Annotated in this window: 15 protein-coding genes and 2 pseudogenes; 8 read left to right on the top strand and 9 right to left on the bottom strand. The window is 43.3% G+C overall.

Going from position 1 to position 18,062, the window contains the following annotated elements; all coding sequences use genetic code 11:
* Positions 1 to 12: 12 nt before the first annotated feature.
* Together WR49_RS02385 and WR49_RS02390 are read left to right on the top strand one after the other, a co-directional pair.
* Positions 13 to 1,287 (top strand): amino acid deaminase, encoded by a 1,275-nt coding sequence (locus WR49_RS02385; protein WP_046222938.1) that lies wholly within the window; start codon positions 13 to 15, stop codon positions 1,285 to 1,287.
* A gap of 89 nt (positions 1,288 to 1,376) precedes the next feature.
* On the top strand, positions 1,377 to 2,240 hold the full coding sequence (locus WR49_RS02390) for a MurR/RpiR family transcriptional regulator (RefSeq protein WP_046222939.1): 864 nt from the start codon (positions 1,377 to 1,379) through the stop codon (positions 2,238 to 2,240).
* Positions 2,241 to 2,381: 141 nt separating this feature from the next.
* Here the strand turns inward: WR49_RS02390 and WR49_RS02395 are convergent.
* The 6 genes and pseudogenes from WR49_RS02395 to WR49_RS02415 all read right to left on the bottom strand — a co-directional run bounded on the left by WR49_RS02395 (position 2,382) and on the right by WR49_RS02415 (position 6,666).
* A pseudogene (locus WR49_RS02395) lies at positions 2,382 to 2,924 on the bottom strand (AAA family ATPase).
* 65 nt (positions 2,925 to 2,989) lie between these two features.
* A pseudogene (locus WR49_RS21770) lies at positions 2,990 to 3,165 on the bottom strand (IS5/IS1182 family transposase); the annotation flags it as partial.
* A 72-nt stretch (positions 3,166 to 3,237) separates the two neighbouring features.
* On the bottom strand, positions 3,238 to 4,281 hold the full coding sequence (locus tag WR49_RS02400) for a DUF2955 domain-containing protein (protein ID WP_046222940.1): 1,044 nt from the start codon (positions 4,279 to 4,281) through the stop codon (positions 3,238 to 3,240).
* Between the two features lie 12 nt (positions 4,282 to 4,293).
* Positions 4,294 to 5,352 (bottom strand): HlyD family secretion protein, encoded by a 1,059-nt coding sequence (locus WR49_RS02405; protein ID WP_046222941.1) that lies wholly within the window; start codon positions 5,350 to 5,352, stop codon positions 4,294 to 4,296.
* Positions 5,353 to 5,369: 17 nt separating this feature from the next.
* Positions 5,370 to 5,843: a transcriptional regulator SlyA gene (slyA, locus tag WR49_RS02410; RefSeq protein ID WP_017057726.1), complete on the bottom strand. Its 474-nt coding sequence runs from the start codon at positions 5,841 to 5,843 to the stop codon at positions 5,370 to 5,372.
* 283 nt (positions 5,844 to 6,126) lie between these two features.
* Entirely contained in the window at positions 6,127 to 6,666 is a 540-nt protein-coding gene (locus WR49_RS02415; RefSeq protein ID WP_017057725.1) for a hydrolase, read from the bottom strand.
* Positions 6,667 to 6,881: 215 nt separating this feature from the next.
* Here WR49_RS02415 and WR49_RS02420 point away from each other — a divergent pair, with 215 nt between their 5' ends.
* The 4 genes from WR49_RS02420 to WR49_RS02435 all read left to right on the top strand — a co-directional run bounded on the left by WR49_RS02420 (position 6,882) and on the right by WR49_RS02435 (position 10,385).
* Positions 6,882 to 7,451, top strand: a complete 570-nt coding sequence (locus WR49_RS02420; protein WP_046222942.1) for a porin family protein — start codon at positions 6,882 to 6,884, stop codon at positions 7,449 to 7,451.
* A gap of 579 nt (positions 7,452 to 8,030) precedes the next feature.
* Positions 8,031 to 8,966 carry a zinc transporter ZntB gene (locus WR49_RS02425; protein WP_046222943.1) on the top strand — a complete coding sequence of 312 codons (936 nt, stop codon included), beginning with the start codon at positions 8,031 to 8,033 and terminating at the stop codon, positions 8,964 to 8,966.
* On the top strand, positions 8,966 to 9,541 hold the full coding sequence (locus WR49_RS02430; protein ID WP_017057722.1) for a mechanosensitive ion channel family protein: 576 nt from the start codon (positions 8,966 to 8,968) through the stop codon (positions 9,539 to 9,541). Before WR49_RS02425 ends, WR49_RS02430 begins: the two co-directional genes overlap by 1 nt.
* A 214-nt stretch (positions 9,542 to 9,755) precedes the next feature.
* Entirely contained in the window at positions 9,756 to 10,385 is a 630-nt protein-coding gene (locus WR49_RS02435) for an esterase/lipase family protein (protein WP_046222944.1), read from the top strand.
* Between the two features lie 88 nt (positions 10,386 to 10,473).
* On the opposite strand, the gene WR49_RS02440 is transcribed toward WR49_RS02435, so the two are convergent.
* Positions 10,474 to 11,448, bottom strand: a complete 975-nt coding sequence (locus WR49_RS02440) for an arginine deiminase-related protein (RefSeq protein WP_046223082.1) — start codon at positions 11,446 to 11,448, stop codon at positions 10,474 to 10,476.
* Between the two features lie 480 nt (positions 11,449 to 11,928).
* On the opposite strand from WR49_RS02440, the gene WR49_RS02445 reads away from it, so the two are divergent.
* Positions 11,929 to 13,770 carry an ABC transporter ATP-binding protein gene (locus tag WR49_RS02445; protein ID WP_046222945.1) on the top strand — a complete coding sequence of 614 codons (1,842 nt, stop codon included), beginning with the start codon at positions 11,929 to 11,931 and terminating at the stop codon, positions 13,768 to 13,770.
* A gap of 297 nt (positions 13,771 to 14,067) precedes the next feature.
* Positions 14,068 to 14,772, top strand: a complete 705-nt coding sequence (locus tag WR49_RS02450) for a DUF445 domain-containing protein (protein ID WP_017057718.1) — start codon at positions 14,068 to 14,070, stop codon at positions 14,770 to 14,772.
* A gap of 125 nt (positions 14,773 to 14,897) precedes the next feature.
* Here WR49_RS02450 and WR49_RS02455 read toward each other — a convergent pair whose 3' ends face one another.
* On the bottom strand, positions 14,898 to 15,386 hold the full coding sequence (locus WR49_RS02455) for an Lrp/AsnC family transcriptional regulator (protein WP_017057717.1): 489 nt from the start codon (positions 15,384 to 15,386) through the stop codon (positions 14,898 to 14,900).
* Between the two features lie 1,104 nt (positions 15,387 to 16,490).
* Positions 16,491 to 18,017: a sodium/proline symporter PutP gene (putP, locus tag WR49_RS02460; RefSeq protein ID WP_017057716.1), complete on the bottom strand. Its 1,527-nt coding sequence runs from the start codon at positions 18,015 to 18,017 to the stop codon at positions 16,491 to 16,493.
* Positions 18,018 to 18,062: the final 45 nt, after the last annotated feature.

An 18,062-nucleotide genomic window follows, 5' to 3' on the forward strand; every position in this document is an offset into this window, starting at 1 on the left:
TAGGAATCAGCAATGAAACATAACCCTGCACATAAAGATGTTATAAAGTATCAAAACGATAGTTTTATCTTGACTGAAAAAGGCCAAAAAGGGAGAGCAATATCACAATCTGAGAACGGTATTTACCGACTGGTTGATGAAGATATTTCGCTCCCGGTAGCAATTATCAAACAATCCGCCTTAACCAATAACCTGAATTGGATGCAATCATTCGCCGATCACCATCAGGTTAAATTGTCGCCACATGGCAAAACATCAATGACACCTGCTTTTTTCCGCCAACAACTAGAAAATGGCGCTTGGGGTATTACAGTAGCAACGCCTGCACAGGCAGAAGTTGCCGCTATGGCGGGTGCAAAACGCATCATCATGGCTAACCAATTGGTGGGTAAAACCAACATGGCGATCGTTGAACAGTTGATCAGTGAGTTTGATATCGACTTTTACTGTTGTGTGGATTCTTCGGTAAACGTGCAGCAACTTAACCAATATTTCTCTAATACAAAACAGACACTAAAAGTACTGATCGAATTTGGTGTACCGGGCGGTCGCTGTGGTTGTCGTTCACCACAAGAAGTTCTAGAACTGGCTCAGACTATCCAAGACACACCAGCCCTTTCGCTGGCTGGTATTGAGGTGTACGAGGGTGTAATTCACGGTGACAATGCCGAACAAGACATTCGTACCTTCTTAAATCAGGCGCTCACTTCGGTCGAAAGCCTTGCATCAGATGGACTAATTGCAGGGCAACCTATTATCACTGGCGCAGGTTCTGCTTGGTATGATGTGGTGGCAGAATGCTTGGCGAACCTAACCGATTACTTGGCGATCATCCGCCCGGGCTGTTACGCGATTCACGATACCGGTATCTACCTAGATGCTCAAAGTAAGGTGCTGCAACGTGCGCAAGTAAACCAAGGTTACGCGTGTGAACTGGGTGGGGATTTAGAATCAGCACTTGAGGTGTGGGCGTATGTTATCTCTAGTCCGGAGCCTACCAAATTAGTGGTTGGGCTAGGCAAGCGTGATGTGGCGTTCGATGCAGGCTTACCAATTGCTGAGCGCGGCTATCGCAATGGCGAAGCTATCTCTGTGAAAGGGCTGACTGCTACCGCCGTGATGGATCAACATACCTTTGTTGAAACGGACGGTTCTTCCGAGATTGAAGTGGGCGACATGATTGCATTCTCAACGTCACACCCGTGTTTGACTTTCGATAAGTGGCGTTACATTGCTATCAGCGATGACGACCATCAGGTAACAAACTGGGTAGAGACCTGCTTCTAGCTCGATTTTTCAATAAACTAGAATCAGCGAAGCATTCAGATATACTAACGGGGCTAAGGCTTAGCCCCATCAACAAAGGATCAGGATTCTTGAGTTTAGAAGTAGATATCATTTCACAGATAACCGAGCGTTTTCCCGCTCTTCGTGATGCCGAGAAAAAAGTTGCCAAGCTGATCATGGACGACATTGATTTTGCCGCTAAAGCCAGCATTACAGAACTCGCAGAAAACGCGCAAGTCAGTGAAGCTACTATTACTCGTTTTGCTAAGGCGATTGGCTGTAACAACGTACGTGATATGAAGATTAAGTTGGCTCAGACGCTAACCGTTGGCCAGCGCTTTATTCTCGAGCCGGTAAACCAAACTGGCTATCAAGGTATCTACGAATCGATCAAGCAGAGCCTAGACATCAACCGCACTCTGTTCAAAGAGCAAGACGTTGAAACCGCAGTCAGCTGGCTGCATAACGCCAGACAGATCATTGCTATTGGTATGGGTGGTGGTTCAACCATTGCTTCTCAAGAGCTGCAACATAGACTGTTTCGTTTGGGCTACCCAGTGGTGTCGTACAACGATGGCTTGATGTCACGTATGGTTGCTGCCACGGCAGATGCTAATGACGTAATGGTGATGATCTCTGCGACTGGCTTTACACCAGTGATCACAGAAACGGCAGAGCTGGCTAAGCAGTACGGACTTAAGATCATTGCGATTACCCCACAAGATACACCGCTAGCAAAAATTGCCGATATCTTGTTACCCATCAAGCATATGGAAACCGACTTCATCTACAAGCCGTCGGCTTCTCGCTACGCTATGTTGGCGTTAGTGGATGTGCTTTCTATGGGGATTGCTGTCAATCATAAGAACCGTTCTCGCGACAAACTGCGTCGCTTGAAGGTTGCGCTTGATTCCTACCGAGGCGGAGGCGATAGACAGCCTCTCGGTGATTAAACGTTATCGCGACTAAGCTTTTCGCCGCTAAGTCACCAAAAACTAAGTCATCACAAACTGAATCTGAATAAAAAAGCCCCGCAGTATTCACTCCATCGAGTCGATACTGCGGGGCTTTTTTAATTGTGGCTTTTCTGGAAATCACTCGCCTGAGTCAATTGAAGCTAAGATAAAGTCGACTCTTTCCTCAACAGATAACTTAGGTACTTCCACCAGCAGATAGCCAAACTTGTTATAGGCTGACACCATTTTTTCGTAGGTGGCGATCGCTTCCTCGAAATCTTGCTTACGTTCCTCATCATTGATGAAAATCGAATCCCATGGTGGGAAGATAAAGACCTTGTTGTTGTATTCAAGCTCATTGCATTGATTCAACAGAGATTCACAAGTCGGTAAAGATTCCAACAAACTGTAACCATATGAATCTACGATACTTCTATCAAAGAAAACGCGCTGTTCACTCGATTGAAACGCTTGGTAGTTGGCTAGTTCTTCTCGCACCATTTCATCACGAAAGGCTGCTTTATCTAACCATGGCAAAGCATTCCCTTATTGCTCGACTTGGTGTTGAATCACTTTACGCCCGACTTCTGGTGCGCAGCGATAGCCGTGACTTTTCAACGTATCGATCACCGAGGTTTTACCTGATCCCGGGCCACCGGTAAATACGATTAGATTATTCAAATAAACCTCTTTAAAGGAGTGATACTCCTCAATGATACTTAGATATGTTTACATAAATCAGTGATGAGCACTTCTGCATCGATGACCTTTGATAGCTCAGCTCTGTCACGATTATTGAATGAGTGCTTGTATCGACTGATATATGCCGCTTTCACCAGACGCTACACTTCCATTTGTATCGTTTGTTTACTTTCCACTCCCCTTCGCCATAAAACTTAAGACCAGTCGCACGAATGGTTAGGTCACGTGTCAGTGAGGAAGGTTAAATTACGCCCCGACAGAGGGTAGGCAGAATATGAGATATTGAGATAAATTAAGCGGTTTCATGGCTAAATCGAGTCGCAGGAAAGCAGTTCAACAAGCGATGAATACAATAAGTAATCAATAACGTCACGACAATAGCAAACAAGATACTACTGATACGATACAAGGCACTATAGATAAGGTCACCGCCAGGCGTGAGGTACTGGCCGAATAAAATGCCGATGGTTGTCAGCCCACCAAACCCTGTTCCTGAACCACTCGACTCCTTCACATGCATGTAGCCAAAAATCATTGCCCCTATCCACAAAAGTGGAACCACAAATAACAGTAAATCTGACCAGTCATACAAAAGAATTTGACTAGCTAAGCCAAAAGTCACACCAAACAATGTCCCCATCGCACGCTTGCGAGCATAACCCAATGCCCCATTCCAGTTCATTGGAAAAAGCAGCAATATCGTCGTGACCTGTGCTGACATTGAATCCTGCAGATCAAAAACTTGGAACACAATAAACGAAAGCGTAGCGATACTGGCGCCCATTAAGGCTTCGTGGCGCATGCGGTGGCTTTTCTTCGCTTCGGTTGGCCTCGGCGGTGGCTGACGGGATTCCACATCTGGAATTACAAACATCATTAAATAAGCAATGATGACGGACAGCACGCAGGCAAGTAAGTTGGTAAAAATAAGGTTGTTTAAATCGATGCTTGGGTAACTGGCAAAGTGCAGCATAATGCTCAAACTGATGATGCTGTTTGCACCAAACAAAAATAAGCTGCCTTTTGACATGCAGGCAAACTTTATCAGAAATAGTACAAAAGCCACCATGGTCATCATGCCGGGATGACTGATTAATAACCCACCAATAATACCAACTTCCAGCCCACAAACGATGGCAGATGCAAACAATTGACGCGCAGCGTGTGCGCTCATCACAGGTACCATACCCAATAGCAACATTGGTGTAACGGTAAAAAATACGCCGTTATCCCAACCAAACAGTTTGCTGATGGTAAAACCTAAAGTAGCACCAGTGGCAATACGTAGGCATTGTCGAAAATCATTTCCAGATAACGGGTGATCCCATAATTTCATGCCACCTCCTGATCAGTAAACGTAGTGTAAAACACTGAGGAAACGAATCTGTACTTTCGCAAGCCACGCGAATACCGCATTGTTAGGGACCAATTGAACCGTAGCTCGGGCTCCAGATGGAAGTTGCTTAACGAGTTCATTGTCGATGTCTAAATGCACACGCATTCGTTGTGCATCCCGCACCCAACGATTAGAGTCTGTTGGTGTTGCAAGACTACCGTCGGCTGCAAATTGACCCGCACTGACCCCCGCATCCAGAGTACTCACTTGTGCGTTAAAGACATGTCCAGGTTTGCTGTCGAACGCGATCAAGGCGTGACTATCGATTGAAAAGTGACGCAGACTTTTTTCGCGAAAATCTGCGATAACATCAACGTTATCTGAAACTAGCGCAATCAATGGGCTACCCGCACTGGCATAGGTACCGGCTTTCAACTGTAAGTTCGTTATCACACCATCGTGATCTGAAATCACTTGTGTATAAGAAAGATTGAGCTTGGCTTTTTCTAATTGATTTTGAGCTACACGAATACTGACATTACTATCGTCGATTTCACCACGACTCACTTGTAACTCTTTCAAACGCGCCTTCGCAGCAGCAACATTCGCTTTAGCCGCCACGGCGGAGCTATGAGCGTCATCGCGTAACTTTTGAGAAGTACCATGGCGTGAGAAAAGCGCATTTAATCGTTCTGCTTCACGGTTTTTTTGGTTTGCAAGAATACCACTGGCTTTTAGATCCGCTTCGGCAGCAGCAATGGATGCGTCAAGCTGCTCATTATTTTGGATAACTTGTTTAAGGTTTAATTGAGCTTGTTCAACCGCAAGCTGATAAAACGCTGGGTTAATTTCAAATAGGAGATCTCCTTGATGGATAGCTTGGTTGTTTTTCACATATACGTGGGTGATTTGTCCACTGACTTGAGGTGCAACTTTAGTTACGACACGGGTTGCCATTGCTTGAGGCGTTAATGGCATGGTGAGATCTGCAACAAGAAAATATGCAAAAACAAGAACAAATCCGAAACAGGAAAATTTAATCCAGCGCGCGAATTTTTCGTCGGGGGTCATAGATAGTAACTTCTCTTTTATTGTGTGGTTTCTGACTTTTCGCTAAGAGCATCAAGGGCGTTATGAGTAATTTGTTCAAGAATGAAAGAGAGCTTTTTCATCTCGTCATCATCAATACTATTGAGCAACTGGCGACGTACTTGAATAATGCGAGCTTCCATTTGCTTGATTAACGACTTACCGTCATCGGTAAGACTCACAATTCGAGCACGTTTGTCACTAACACAGCAGTGTCGAGTGATGAGCGATTGCTGTTCTAATTGGTTCAACGTTCTCATTAATGATGGCAATTCAATCTCGAGCGCTTCCGAGAGTTTTTTCTGACTCACGTTGTCACCGAGGCGTTGCAGTTTCCATAGCGCAGTCCAACGTGGGTGGGTAAGACCAAGCGGTGCGAGTTCACGGTCAGCGACCATTTTCCATAGACGAGAAACGCGAGCAAGCTGCTCGGCCAGAGAAAGATCTTTAAGACTGTGGATGTCTTGAACCATGATGAAAACCTTAATTACTTAGCGTGCTAACCACTTTACTTTACTTAGCGCGCTAAGTAAATAAGTGAGAGGTAAATCACATAATATTTTTATCAATAGATCGGTAATAAGGAGACGGGTAGCGCACTCGCTTATTGTTCCACTGGTACTGAAAACTTGACACCCAACTTCTGGCACACATCAGCCATTAAATTTTTAAATACCCAATCACCGATGTGTTGTCTAACTTGATCCTCTGATAAACACGATTAGATTATTCAAATCAGCGGCTTTAAGAGAATGATTAACGAATTAAGGATAGGACTTGCTTGAACTCAGGGGTGCGGCAGTCTTTCACGAGCTCGTATAAGCTCATTTCCAATCCTGTGATTAGAACACCAGAGCCAGCCAATCTTCGGATAGCCAATTTCTTATTAAGCGCGGTTCGTGAACTAACACAGTCACCAACTACCTGAACCTTGTACCCAAGATCCAGCAAACCAATGGCGGTTTGATAAACACAGATATGAGCCTCTATGCCACACACCAACCACGTATCCACATCCTTGGCTTGCACTGCCTCAACAAACTTGGGCTCGTTACACGCGTTGAACGTAAATTTTGGTATCGGCTTATCTTCGCCCAACAAGTCATTCAACTCACTAACGGTAGGCCCCAACTTCTCTGGGTTCTGCTCCAAGCTCACAATAGGAAGACCTAAAACCTGTGCTCCTTCAATCAGCTTTCCACAATTAGAAATCAGGGTATCGCTCTCATCAACAAGGCGTGCGAGTTTGCCTTGCACATCCACAACCACCAAACCCGTCTTCTGTCTCGTTAACATCTTTTTCTCCTTGTCATAATCTGGCTGACTCATATAAGCAACTCGATGTGTAATCCACCCACTATGTAACGGTTCAACTTACAAAGCCATACAGTAATGAGCAAAAGACTCAGGGATAATATTCAACAACGGCCGAGTAGCCAAAAACAACAAGTATTAAAAATTGACAGTGACCTACAGTCACATTTAAAAACATGACAGAGTGAGTAACAAAGATGAACAAGATAACGAAATCAGCATTGGCACTAGGGTTAATCAGCGCGGTTTCTCTTCCAGCTTTAGCAGCAGGCACTGACAGTGGTGCGTACATTGGTGGCGGACTTAGTCTCTACCAAGATTCTGATACAGATGGTCAAGGTAGTTTAGATTCAGACGGCATGGGCTACAACCTATACGGCGGTTACCAATTCAACCGTATCGTTGGTGTTGAACTTGGCTACAACGATTACGCAAACTACAAAAAGGGGGCGGCTAAATTGTCACCGACATCTATCTCTGCATCCGCAAACATCGGTTACACATTCGACAACACAATACGCCCATTCGTATTGGCTGGTTTAAGTTCTGTTGACCTAAACGCAAACAAGAGTGCTGGTTACGATGACGACAGTGGTACTGGCTTCCACTTTGGTGTTGGTGTTGAATACACGCCGATTGAACATTTAACACTGCGCCTAATTTCGCAAGCAGATGCAGTTAGTGTTGAGAACGACTACGGCTTTAAGAAAGAAGACAAAACACTTGCCTTCAACAGCATTAGCTTCGGTGGTTCATACAACTTCTAATGTGATTGAGTCACATAGAATAAGCTAAACATACTCATTCACTTTGCTGTTCCACCTTGTCATGAAGGTCACTCAGTAGAGTGAATTTGTACCGTTCTCACCCCAATAGTCAATTTCATTATTCAAACCTCTCAACCTATCGGATAACCAGCCATCTCTAATAAACTAACTTCAACACTCTGAAACGCTAACGCTCTGAAGTGACACAGATCCAATTAGAGCTTTCGCCATAACAGACTAGACTGAATGTTAGAGAGTGTGTAATTAGCCTGACTGAATATCTCGTGTCGTTAAGCTTGTGCTTGTCGTTATGTTAGTGATGGTAAAAAGCGACTTACTGTCATCGATTTATCTCCTGCGTACAAAGAAAATACCTCAGTTTTTTCTCTTTTATCCATCGCTAACGCTGTACTCTAATGCTAATTTATAATGACTAAACAATGAGCTACATTTGTTCGAGAAAACAAAGCGAGTTCATACTACTCACAAAAACAAACTAACCTCATTAAACCGTGCTCAGTATGGCGCCTTAAATGGCACCGTCATTTCGATATACCTCATATCATTAAGGATCGACGAATGGACGCTTTCATAATTTCAAGCTGGCAATTTTCAGAGGGGGTGGCACATGAACACAACACCACCCCAGAACCATTCGAACAAGCGACTTGGTATCACTGCCAAAGAGATGCTGAAGGGTTACGAGAATGGCTTCAAAATAATACAGTTTCGAACGCTATTGTGGATTCTCTGCTCGCAGATGACACTCGTCCTCGATTTGAACAGTTTGGCCATGATTGCTTTCTAATTATCCTACGAGGCATTAACCTAAACGAAGGTGCTAATCCCGATGATATGCTGAGCCTGCGCATCTTATGGTACAAAGGCACCTTAATATCAACACGCAAAGTCCCTTCGAAAGCAGTCAGCAATTTACTCTCCGACCTTAAACAAAACCAAGGCCCAACATCATTGCCAGATGTTTTGCTTGGAATGATACGTGGAATAAACCACTACATTTCGAACTTCTTAACTCCTGTAGAACAACTGATTGACGATCTGGAGTCTGACTCCCATATCGATATAAAATCCATCAACGCTTTGCATTCAAGGCTACTCAAATTAAGACGTTATTTGAAACCACAGAAATACGTCTTCGAAGATTTAATGAATGAACTACCGACTCCTCTCAACAAACACAACAGTCATATAAAAAACAGTCTCGACACCATGCTGAGAATTAATGAATCGATTGAGTTTTACATCGATCAGATTAATGTATTTTTTGCTAGCCGAAGTCAGCATCAAGCTGAAAAAATGAATAGAAATACATACCTATTTTCGATCATTGCAGGTATTTTCCTACCAGCTGGTTTCTTCACCGGTTTACTCGGAGTCAATATTGCCGGTATTCCAGGAACAGAGAACCCAGTGGCATTCCCACTGTTTTGTGTTGGGCTGCTCATGATCGTGGCGATAGAAGTCGTTATTTTGAGAAAATTGAGGTTTATTTAATGGTTGAGTATTTACAATCAAATATGTGGTTTAAACAAGCAGGTTTAGGCTTGCTTCTTATCGTTTTGTATTGGGTGATAAAACGCTTAGGTCAGAATTGGATCGAAGCACTAGCAAAAAATAAGCGTGTCGCATTGAAGCGTAAACAGTCCGTGCTTAAATGTTTCAATATCACTCTGTTTCTACTCTTCACCGCTATTTTTACTATTATCCTAAACTTAGGTTTTGGCGACATCTCCCTGTTTTTATCCTCCATATTTGCGGTGCTCGGTGTCGCGTTGTTTGCACAGTGGTCAATTTTAAGTAACCTCACAGCCAGCGTACTGATATTCTTTGTGTTCCCGTATCGTATTGGTGACAAAGTAAAAGTCGCAGAGAAAGACGAAGACATCAGCGGCGTGATCATCGATATCACCATGTTCCACGTGATTCTCCGACACAGTTCGGGCAACATCATCACTTACCCTAACAACCTGATTCTACAAAAAGGCGTGATCAAGGTTTTAGTCGAACCGGAACTTAAAGATGAAACTATCCACACTACTCTTGTGAAAACTGAAGACACACAAAAGTAAAGTTCCCTCTTGTGGAGCATCATCTATAGGCTCAGAAAGAGGGCTAAAATAGTTATCCCTCTTTCAATTAAAAATCATTCACTTTCTGCTAACTATACCATTAAAAAGAACTCACGCTTTATGACCGTCAATTGTCTCTCATTCACAATAAGTTTTATTGAGTTTAAATTGGTGACTCAATATACTGGAAGGCATCATCAGACGGAGGACAAAAATGAATAATAAAAACAAACATATAGTTTTAATTCATGGCCTGTATATGCCTGCGTTGATCATGCAGTATCTGGATAAGAGTTTTAAAAAGCGTGGCTTTATAACGCACAAGTTTGCCTACAACTCTTTACGTTTTCCTTCTGCCGCTAAGCGCCTCAATCGCTTTGTAGACGCTCGTTTTGATGAACACGATGAAGTTTACTTTTTTGGTCACTCACTTGGTGGGTTACTCATTCGCCACTACTTTAAATTCTATCAACCCAAGTTCTCTGACACCTGCATCATCACTGCGGGCACCCCGCACAATGGAGCAACCATCGCTAAGACACTGTCGAATCATGGGCTTGGATTTATCTTTGGTTCGAGTGAAATAATCTTAAGTGATGGTTTGGGTGATTACGATATCGAAGTACCGATTGGTGTTATCACTGGCACCTACGATACCGGAGTCGGACGTATTGTATTAGGCAGAAACCCAGGTGACGGTACGGTCACACTTGAAGACGCGAACCTAAGAGGCGCTACTGACACCTGTGCCCTCAAGCTCAATCACACTGCACTTGTGTATTCCAAGGAAGTGGTCACGCTATCTGCTCAGTTTATCGAGCACAGAGCTTTCACGGGCACCTAATGAACACTTGCCTTCAAGGCTAAAGACAAAAATACCACTCTACGAATAGAATGGTATTAACCGATTATTATCAAAGACCGATGGCGTGTTACAAGCGATTAATTCGCGTTGGTAAGAACACCTCACCCAACATACAACGAACGGAACCACCACCGATGTCTTCGATGGTTTTTACGTTAAATGGCAACAGCTTTCCATGCGTTGCAAGCTGAGTTAATTGCGCTGGAGAAAAAGCATCATATGCCGATTGAGACATTGCGATTACCTTATCGCCATTCACTGTCTCCAACTGTAGGATGTTGCCACAGAACCGATTCATCTGATCTATGGAAATAGAGATAACCTGTTTATCTTTAGCAAGTGACTTCACAACAAAGCGACGCTCAAATTCAGGAATCACTTCATCGCAAATCACACAGAAATTATCACCAATCGCCATCATCACATTAGTGTGATAAATCGGCTGACCAGACGGTAGTGCCGTTTGAAATGAGACCACGCGAGAGTAACCAATACGCTTAGCGTAATCTTCTAACACTTCACGGTCGCAACGCTGAGAAAGCGCAGCGTAGATCGTCTTATTAATATGATCGATAACCATAACGCCAGTACTCTCTAGATAAGAGCCCTGTGCAACATAAGACTCTAGCGACTCATTATGATTAACAATACGACCTGAGGCTTCTAGCGCTTCAATTAAGGCGTGTGGCTTTATTTCATGCTGACGGTTTTCACACGCCATAGGGAAAGTGAACAAACTACCATCGCCACAAGTGCTAAACCAATTATTAGGAAAAACAGCATCAGGTGTTTCTACTCCTAACTCGGGGTAATCAAACTCTACAACTTGCACACCTTCTTTACGCAACGAGGCCACCATCTCCTTAAACTCAGCCATCGTCTCTAGCTTAATCTCAGATTCGGTCAAGTTAACTCTGTGCTGGAACTCATTATCACGTGCAGTTTCTTCGTTAAATCGAAATTCTTTTGGCGGAACCATAACAACGCAATTGGCGTTTTGAACATTAGTAATACGCAGTGATTTCTTGTGTAGGTTTAACATATCAACCATCCCTATCTTTTATTTACTCAGAAGTGTAAACAACTTGTTACAACAAGATTCACTGAAAATAATAATGATTTGAATATTTATCCCACACAATAACTGCATAAGTTTAATTATTCCGTTATTTTTACTGCGATATAACATCACATCAGAAAGAACCAACTGCGTGCATATCAATTAAGGAACTTGTTGAATAAATATTCTGACTTCACTTTCTAGCTAACCACGAGTTTTGATTACAATTTAATCCATTTAACGTTAGGATTATCACCGTTGCATAACAATCAATTACGTTTGAAATAAGCTTAATTTTTTCCTGTCTAATTCAATCTAAAATAGACGTATTTAAAAACACTCTTTACGTTTTCTTCAAACAAACCCCCTCGAACGACGTAACGCTAATGCTTATAGAACTCAAATCGTACTTATAAAAACATAACTGCACATCGTGATGCAGTGGCTTACAAAAGGAAATTTATGTACAAGAAATTTGAAGGCTTTACCGAAGCCTTTCCAAAGGGAGAGCCAATACAACCTCCCACTGGAATACTAGCATTCTGTCGCCATTACACTCGGGGCTTTGAAAAGCCGTTGATAATACTCGGGTTGATGACAATGACCATCGCGATCATCGAAGTTGCGCTGTTCGGTTACATGGGGCAACTGATTGACTGGCTATCAACAAGTAACCCAGATACTTTCTTAGCAGACAACGAATCGACATTGATGGGGCTCGGTATTCTGCTGTTGGTTGTGATGCCAATCTTGATCAGTGTTTACTCGCTATTGCTTCACCAAACTTTGCTGGGCAACTACCCAATGTCTATTCGTTGGCTAGCACACCGCTACCTTTTAAAACAAAGCTTATCGTTCTATCAAGATGATTTCGCCGGGCGTGTAGCCACCAAAGTAATGCAAACATCGCTTGCGGTGCGTGAAACAGTGACCAAAATGGTCGATGTGTTTGTTTACGTAACGGTTTACTTCACGGCGATGCTATTCATGCTCGCAGAATCAGACTGGCGCTTAATGGCACCGATGTTGATTTGGTTGTTTATTTACGTCGGCATTCAACTACATTTCGTGCCAAAGCTTAAAGACGTATCTTCAGAACAAGCCGATGCTCGATCGCTGATGACGGGCCGTATTGTCGATAGCTACACCAATATCGCAACCGTCAAACTGTTCTCACACAGCAAAAGAGAAACCGAATACGCAGAAGAAGGCATGGAGAGCTTCTTAGACACCGTACATCGACAGATGCGCTTGGTAACAGGTTTCAACATATTGGTTGAGTTTGCTAACTACTTACTGGTGTTCAGCATTGCGGGGATCTCTATCTACTTGTGGCTAGATAACGCGATCACCGTGGGTGCCATTGCGATTGCAGTCAGCTTAGCTTTGCGTATTAACGGCATGTCGAAATGGATCATGTGGGAAATCGGTGGCCTATTTGAAAACCTAGGAACCGTGATTGATGGCATTAAAACGCTATCCAAATCCATCGCTATCGAAGACAAAGAAGATGCGAAACCTCTCGTAGTCACACAAGGTGGCATTCACTTCGACAATGTGAGCTTTAACTACGGTGAAAATAAAGGTGTTATTAATCGTCTGAACCTTAATATCAAACCAGGCGAAAAAGTAGGCTTAGTTGGCCGTTCTGGCGCGGGTAAGTCGACCTTAGTTAATTTGCTATTGCGCTTCCATGATGTAGAAAGCGGCCGCATTCTGATTGATGACCAAGAGATATCAGCGGTCACGCAAGACTCTCTACGTAGCAACATTGGTATGGTGACTCAAGATACTTCACTGCTTCACCGCTCAATCAAAGACAACATTCTTTACGGTCGCCCGGAAGCATCGGATGAAGAAGTGTATGCCGCAACCGAGCAAGCGCACGCACATGAGTTCATCGAAACGCTAACCGACCCATTTGGTAATGTTGGTTACGATGCACAGGTGGGTGAGCGTGGTGTTAAACTTTCTGGTGGTCAACGTCAACGTGTCGCTATCTCTCGCGTACTGCTGAAGAATGCTCCACTTCTTGTTCTCGATGAAGCAACTTCAGCACTCGATTCAGAAGTCGAAGCAGCCATTCAGGAAAGTTTGATTGAACTAATGGAAGGCAAGACAGTGATTGCGATTGCACACCGTTTGTCGACCATCGCTGCGATGGATCGCCTAATCGTACTCGATGAAGGCAAGATCGTTGAAGAAGGCACTCACCAAGAGCTCATTCTGCACAATGGTATCTATGCACAGTTGTGGAGCCACCAGACAGGAGGCTTCATTGCCGATGATCTTGACCAAACATAAAACGCTTAATTCATGCGCTATTTTAAATTATGCGGCGTGTTTCACATCAATTTGTTAATTAACGAGTGAATTACACATAGCAGAATGTTATTTCGTAACTATATAATGAGATTAACATCAAAGGCGCTTCGCTTGCGCGTTCTGGAATAAGGCTAGACTTCGGGGGAAGGCTAGCCTTTTTTATATTAGTCATTCGGCGCTCTGTATTTTCCTTTCCATCACTAGATTGATCCTTTGGGTTTTTTTCTTGGCGTTTTTTTCTTAAAATGCGCGCAATACTCATTCTAGAGATCAACCATGAATAAAAGTGTCTTAACTAACGTGCTTGCGTTAGCACTGCTTGCTGGCGGCTATGCGACAGCAAACCAATACTTGCTTTATGCTGGCCTATTTGCATTTTCAGGCGCCATCACCAACTGGCTTGCGATCCATATGTTGTTCGAAAAAGTACCCGGCCTATATGGCTCAGGCGTCATTCCTGCACGTTTTGAAGAGTTCAAAGCAGCCATTAAGCAACTAATGATGGAACAGTTCTTTACTGAAAGTAACATCGACCGCTTCCTTAGCAGTGAGATGACTGGCAAATCGCTCAATCTAGAGCCAGTGATTAAGAAGATCGACTTTAATCCTGCGTTCGATTCACTGGTTCATGTAATCGAGAACTCACAGTTTGGTGGCATGTTGGCAATGGTTGGCGGCACAGAAGCACTACAACCGATGAAAGCGCCATTTGTGGAGAAGATGCAAGAATCTGTGATTGAAATCAGCAAGAGTGATTCTGTAAAAAATGCCATTAAAGATGAACTTGAGTCGCCTGCAATGATGGATGAAATCAAAGAGAACATTGAAGCGATAATCGATCAGCGTTTGAATGAACTAACACCAAAACTCGTTAAAGAGATGGTTCAAACCATGATCAAGAAACATCTTGGCTGGCTAGTCGTTTGGGGTGGTGTGTTCGGCGGTATAATCGGTTTAATTTCTGCGGCGATTACCCTTTAGTCTGCTCGTTCTCAGTTTATCTGATTGCTTTTTTCTGGCACCCAACAAAAAATGGAAGCTCATCAGCTTCCATTTTTATATCCAATCAACACCCACTTTAGCTATGAAGCCGCGAAGACGTCGCTCTACTTCAAGGTTGCCAACAACTCAGGGTTTACACCAAAACCCTTTTTATGCTCTTCAATCACGACTTCACTACGCGTCTGAATAACGCCTGGCAAGGTGCCTAGTTTGGTTGCCATAAAGGCTTGGTATGCCTTCATGTCTTTAACTCGAACCTTGATCATGGTGTCAAAGTCACCAGACAATGAATAGCACTCTTCCACCTCAGGCATCAACTCAACCGCTTGAGCAAATTTATCAAAAATCGAAAAACTGGTTTGATCGAGACGGATATGGATAAAGACTTGCACATCAAGCCCTAACTTTTCTGAGCACAATTCAGCGTGATAACCCGTTATGTAACGCTCTTTTTCCAGTCGTTTCAGTCTATCAGAGCAAGGAGAAGTTGTTAGGTTTACCTGTTTCGCTAATTCAACAACTGGCAGGCGCCCTTTTATATGCAGAATTCTTAGTATCTCTTTATCGATACGATCAAGTTGATGCTGAGACATAACATTCCTTAAACATTCTAAATTCGGCTCAGTATATTCCATACTAAGAGCAATCGGGCAAAACCCTGCTCACACATTTAAAAACTAAATACATCAACAACATTCAAAGAAAATGTAAATACCCGAAAAATGGTAGTAGCCCCTGTCAATATTAAGTTATTAACAAACTATTATAGCCATGACCCGATTAACACATAAATTGAGCCAGAAAAGAAAGAAGGGAAAATACCAAAGTGAATAATAGAATGAGCAAAGGTCAGGGATAATTCTATGATTAAAACACAAAAAATTGCGTACCAACCGTACTGTGTTAGCTGAAGGGCAGAATCAAAGCATGTTACTCAAGCACTAATAAATCGAGCACTCAAATTGTGGATGGAAAGTGAAAAATGATGACAATAGCATTGAAGCAGAACTTGAATTCAAAACGACATCGAAAACAAAAAACCTCCCTAGCGGAGGTTTTTCTCTAGGTTAGTAAACACTTACTATACGTTAGCGAGACCAACTCGGGGAACTGTGCTTCCAGTTTCACTGCGGCAATTGCACGTGCGACAGAAGTGCTGAGTTTCCATATTATAGTGAAGGTTGCCACTAAATAGTTTTGACGTCCATTGCATCATACGACCGGAAACGGTCTCAGGCTCTGATTCACAACGTTTCATTACCGACTTATGTGGTGTTGTTTTTTTACATCCTTTGCAATAGAGATCAGGCATACCTTTGTCCTATAGGTCTTTAGTAGTTACTGACAATTGACACATCATGTCTAATTAGGTTCCACAATTCACGGAGCTAAATACAAAAGTGGGCGCCAAGTTCAAAAAACAATCATTTTTCTATTATATTTTTGACATCAAACGTCACTAATATCAGTCCCCCACGCGCTGAATGCTCTCACCACGTTCTTATCACGCTAAGCTCGATGAAAGGTATTATCTCCATCTAATATTGACCAGTAAGAATTCAAGACATTAGAAAATAAACAAAAAAATAGAGCCACCGAAGTGACTCTATTCTAAGGTTTACATTGTAAACTCTTGTCATCATTGAGCTAGTGAGCATCCAGCCCTATGACTTAGCTGAAAATCTCAGTCCAGACGATTAGTCTAGTTCAACAAGGTTTTTCTCGAACTCAGCGTGTTGCTTCTTAACTTGGTCTTCTGGCTCGCCAGTGATTAGACTCACGATAACGATAGAGATAGTCGATAGGATGATGCCCGGTACGATTTCGTAAACATCGAACCAACCGCCCGTGAACTGTTTCCAAAGAACAATCGTTACACCACCAACCACGATACCCGCTAGAGCGCCGTTGCGGTTCATACGAGACCAATACAGGCTCAATACGATAGCAGGACCGAATGCAGCACCAAAACCAGCCCATGCGTAAGACACAAGGCCAAGTACTGAACTGTCTGGTGTCATTGCTAGAGCAAGTGCAATAAGAGAGATTAGGATTACCGCGAAGCGACCTACACGAACGATCTCTTCAGACGTCGCATCTTTCTTAAGTACTTGCTTGTACAGATCTTCTGCCATTGCAGATGAAGAAACAAGAAGTTGCGAATCCGCAGTACTCATGATTGCCGCTAGGATTGCCGCCAGTAGGATACCTGCGATTACTGGGTGGAACATCGCGTTCACAAGAAGCATGAAGATCTTCTCGCCATCCTCTAGCTTAGGCGCGCCAGAGTTAGTCACGTAAACTAAACCAACAAGACCAACCAACATTGCACCAATCATAGACAGTGCAGTCCATACCACAGCGATACGACGCGCTGTTGTTAGGTCTTTATTGCTACGCGTTGCTTTGAAACGAGCAAGGATGTGTGGCTGACCAAAGTAACCTAGACCCCATGCCGCTAGCGAGATGATCGCGATAGCAGAAAGAGGCTCACCTTTCGCATCATTCCATAGCGTTAGTAGCTCTGGGTTGATGTTATGAAGGTCAGTAGATAGCTGACCAAGGCCACCGTTCATAGCTGCGATTGGTACAATCAATAGCGCAGCAGACATCAACAGACCTTGAACCAAGTCAGTCCAAGATACCGCAAGGAAACCACCAAACAGGGTATACGAAACCACACATACCGTGCCGATAATAACCGCTGTTGTATAATCTAGGCCGAATACCGTTTCAAACAATTTACCACCCGCTACTAAGCCTGAACTTGTGTAGAAAAGGAAGAATAAAAGGATAAAGAAAGCAGAGATCGTTTGAATCAACTTCGAATTATCATTGAAACGACGAGATAGGAACTCAGGCAACGTCAGTGATTCTGTTGTAATACTGTAAGTACGTAGACGTTTAGCACTGATTAACCAGTTCGCCCAAGTACCAACAAGTAGTCCACCAGCAAGCCAGAATGCTTCAAAGCCAGCAGCGTAAGCGTAACCTGGTAGGCCAAGTAGCAACCAACCACTCATGTCTGATGCACCAGCAGAAAGTGCAGCAGGCCATGGGCCTAACGAACGACCACCTAGGAAGTAGTCAGTTGAGTTAGATGTACGTTTGTAAGCAATAACACCGATTGCTAGCATCATAATTAGATACGCAATAAACGTCGTCGTTATTGCAAAGCTGTTTTCTATCATTTGATAGTCCTCATTTTGTAGAATGCCTTCCATGCCTGACTATATGGATTAATCTCGCCATGAGAGAAAAGGTTAATC

The sequence above is a fragment of the Vibrio sp. ECSMB14106 genome (genome assembly GCF_000972265.1).
GTDB classification, from domain to species: domain Bacteria; phylum Pseudomonadota; class Gammaproteobacteria; order Enterobacterales; family Vibrionaceae; genus Vibrio; species Vibrio kanaloae.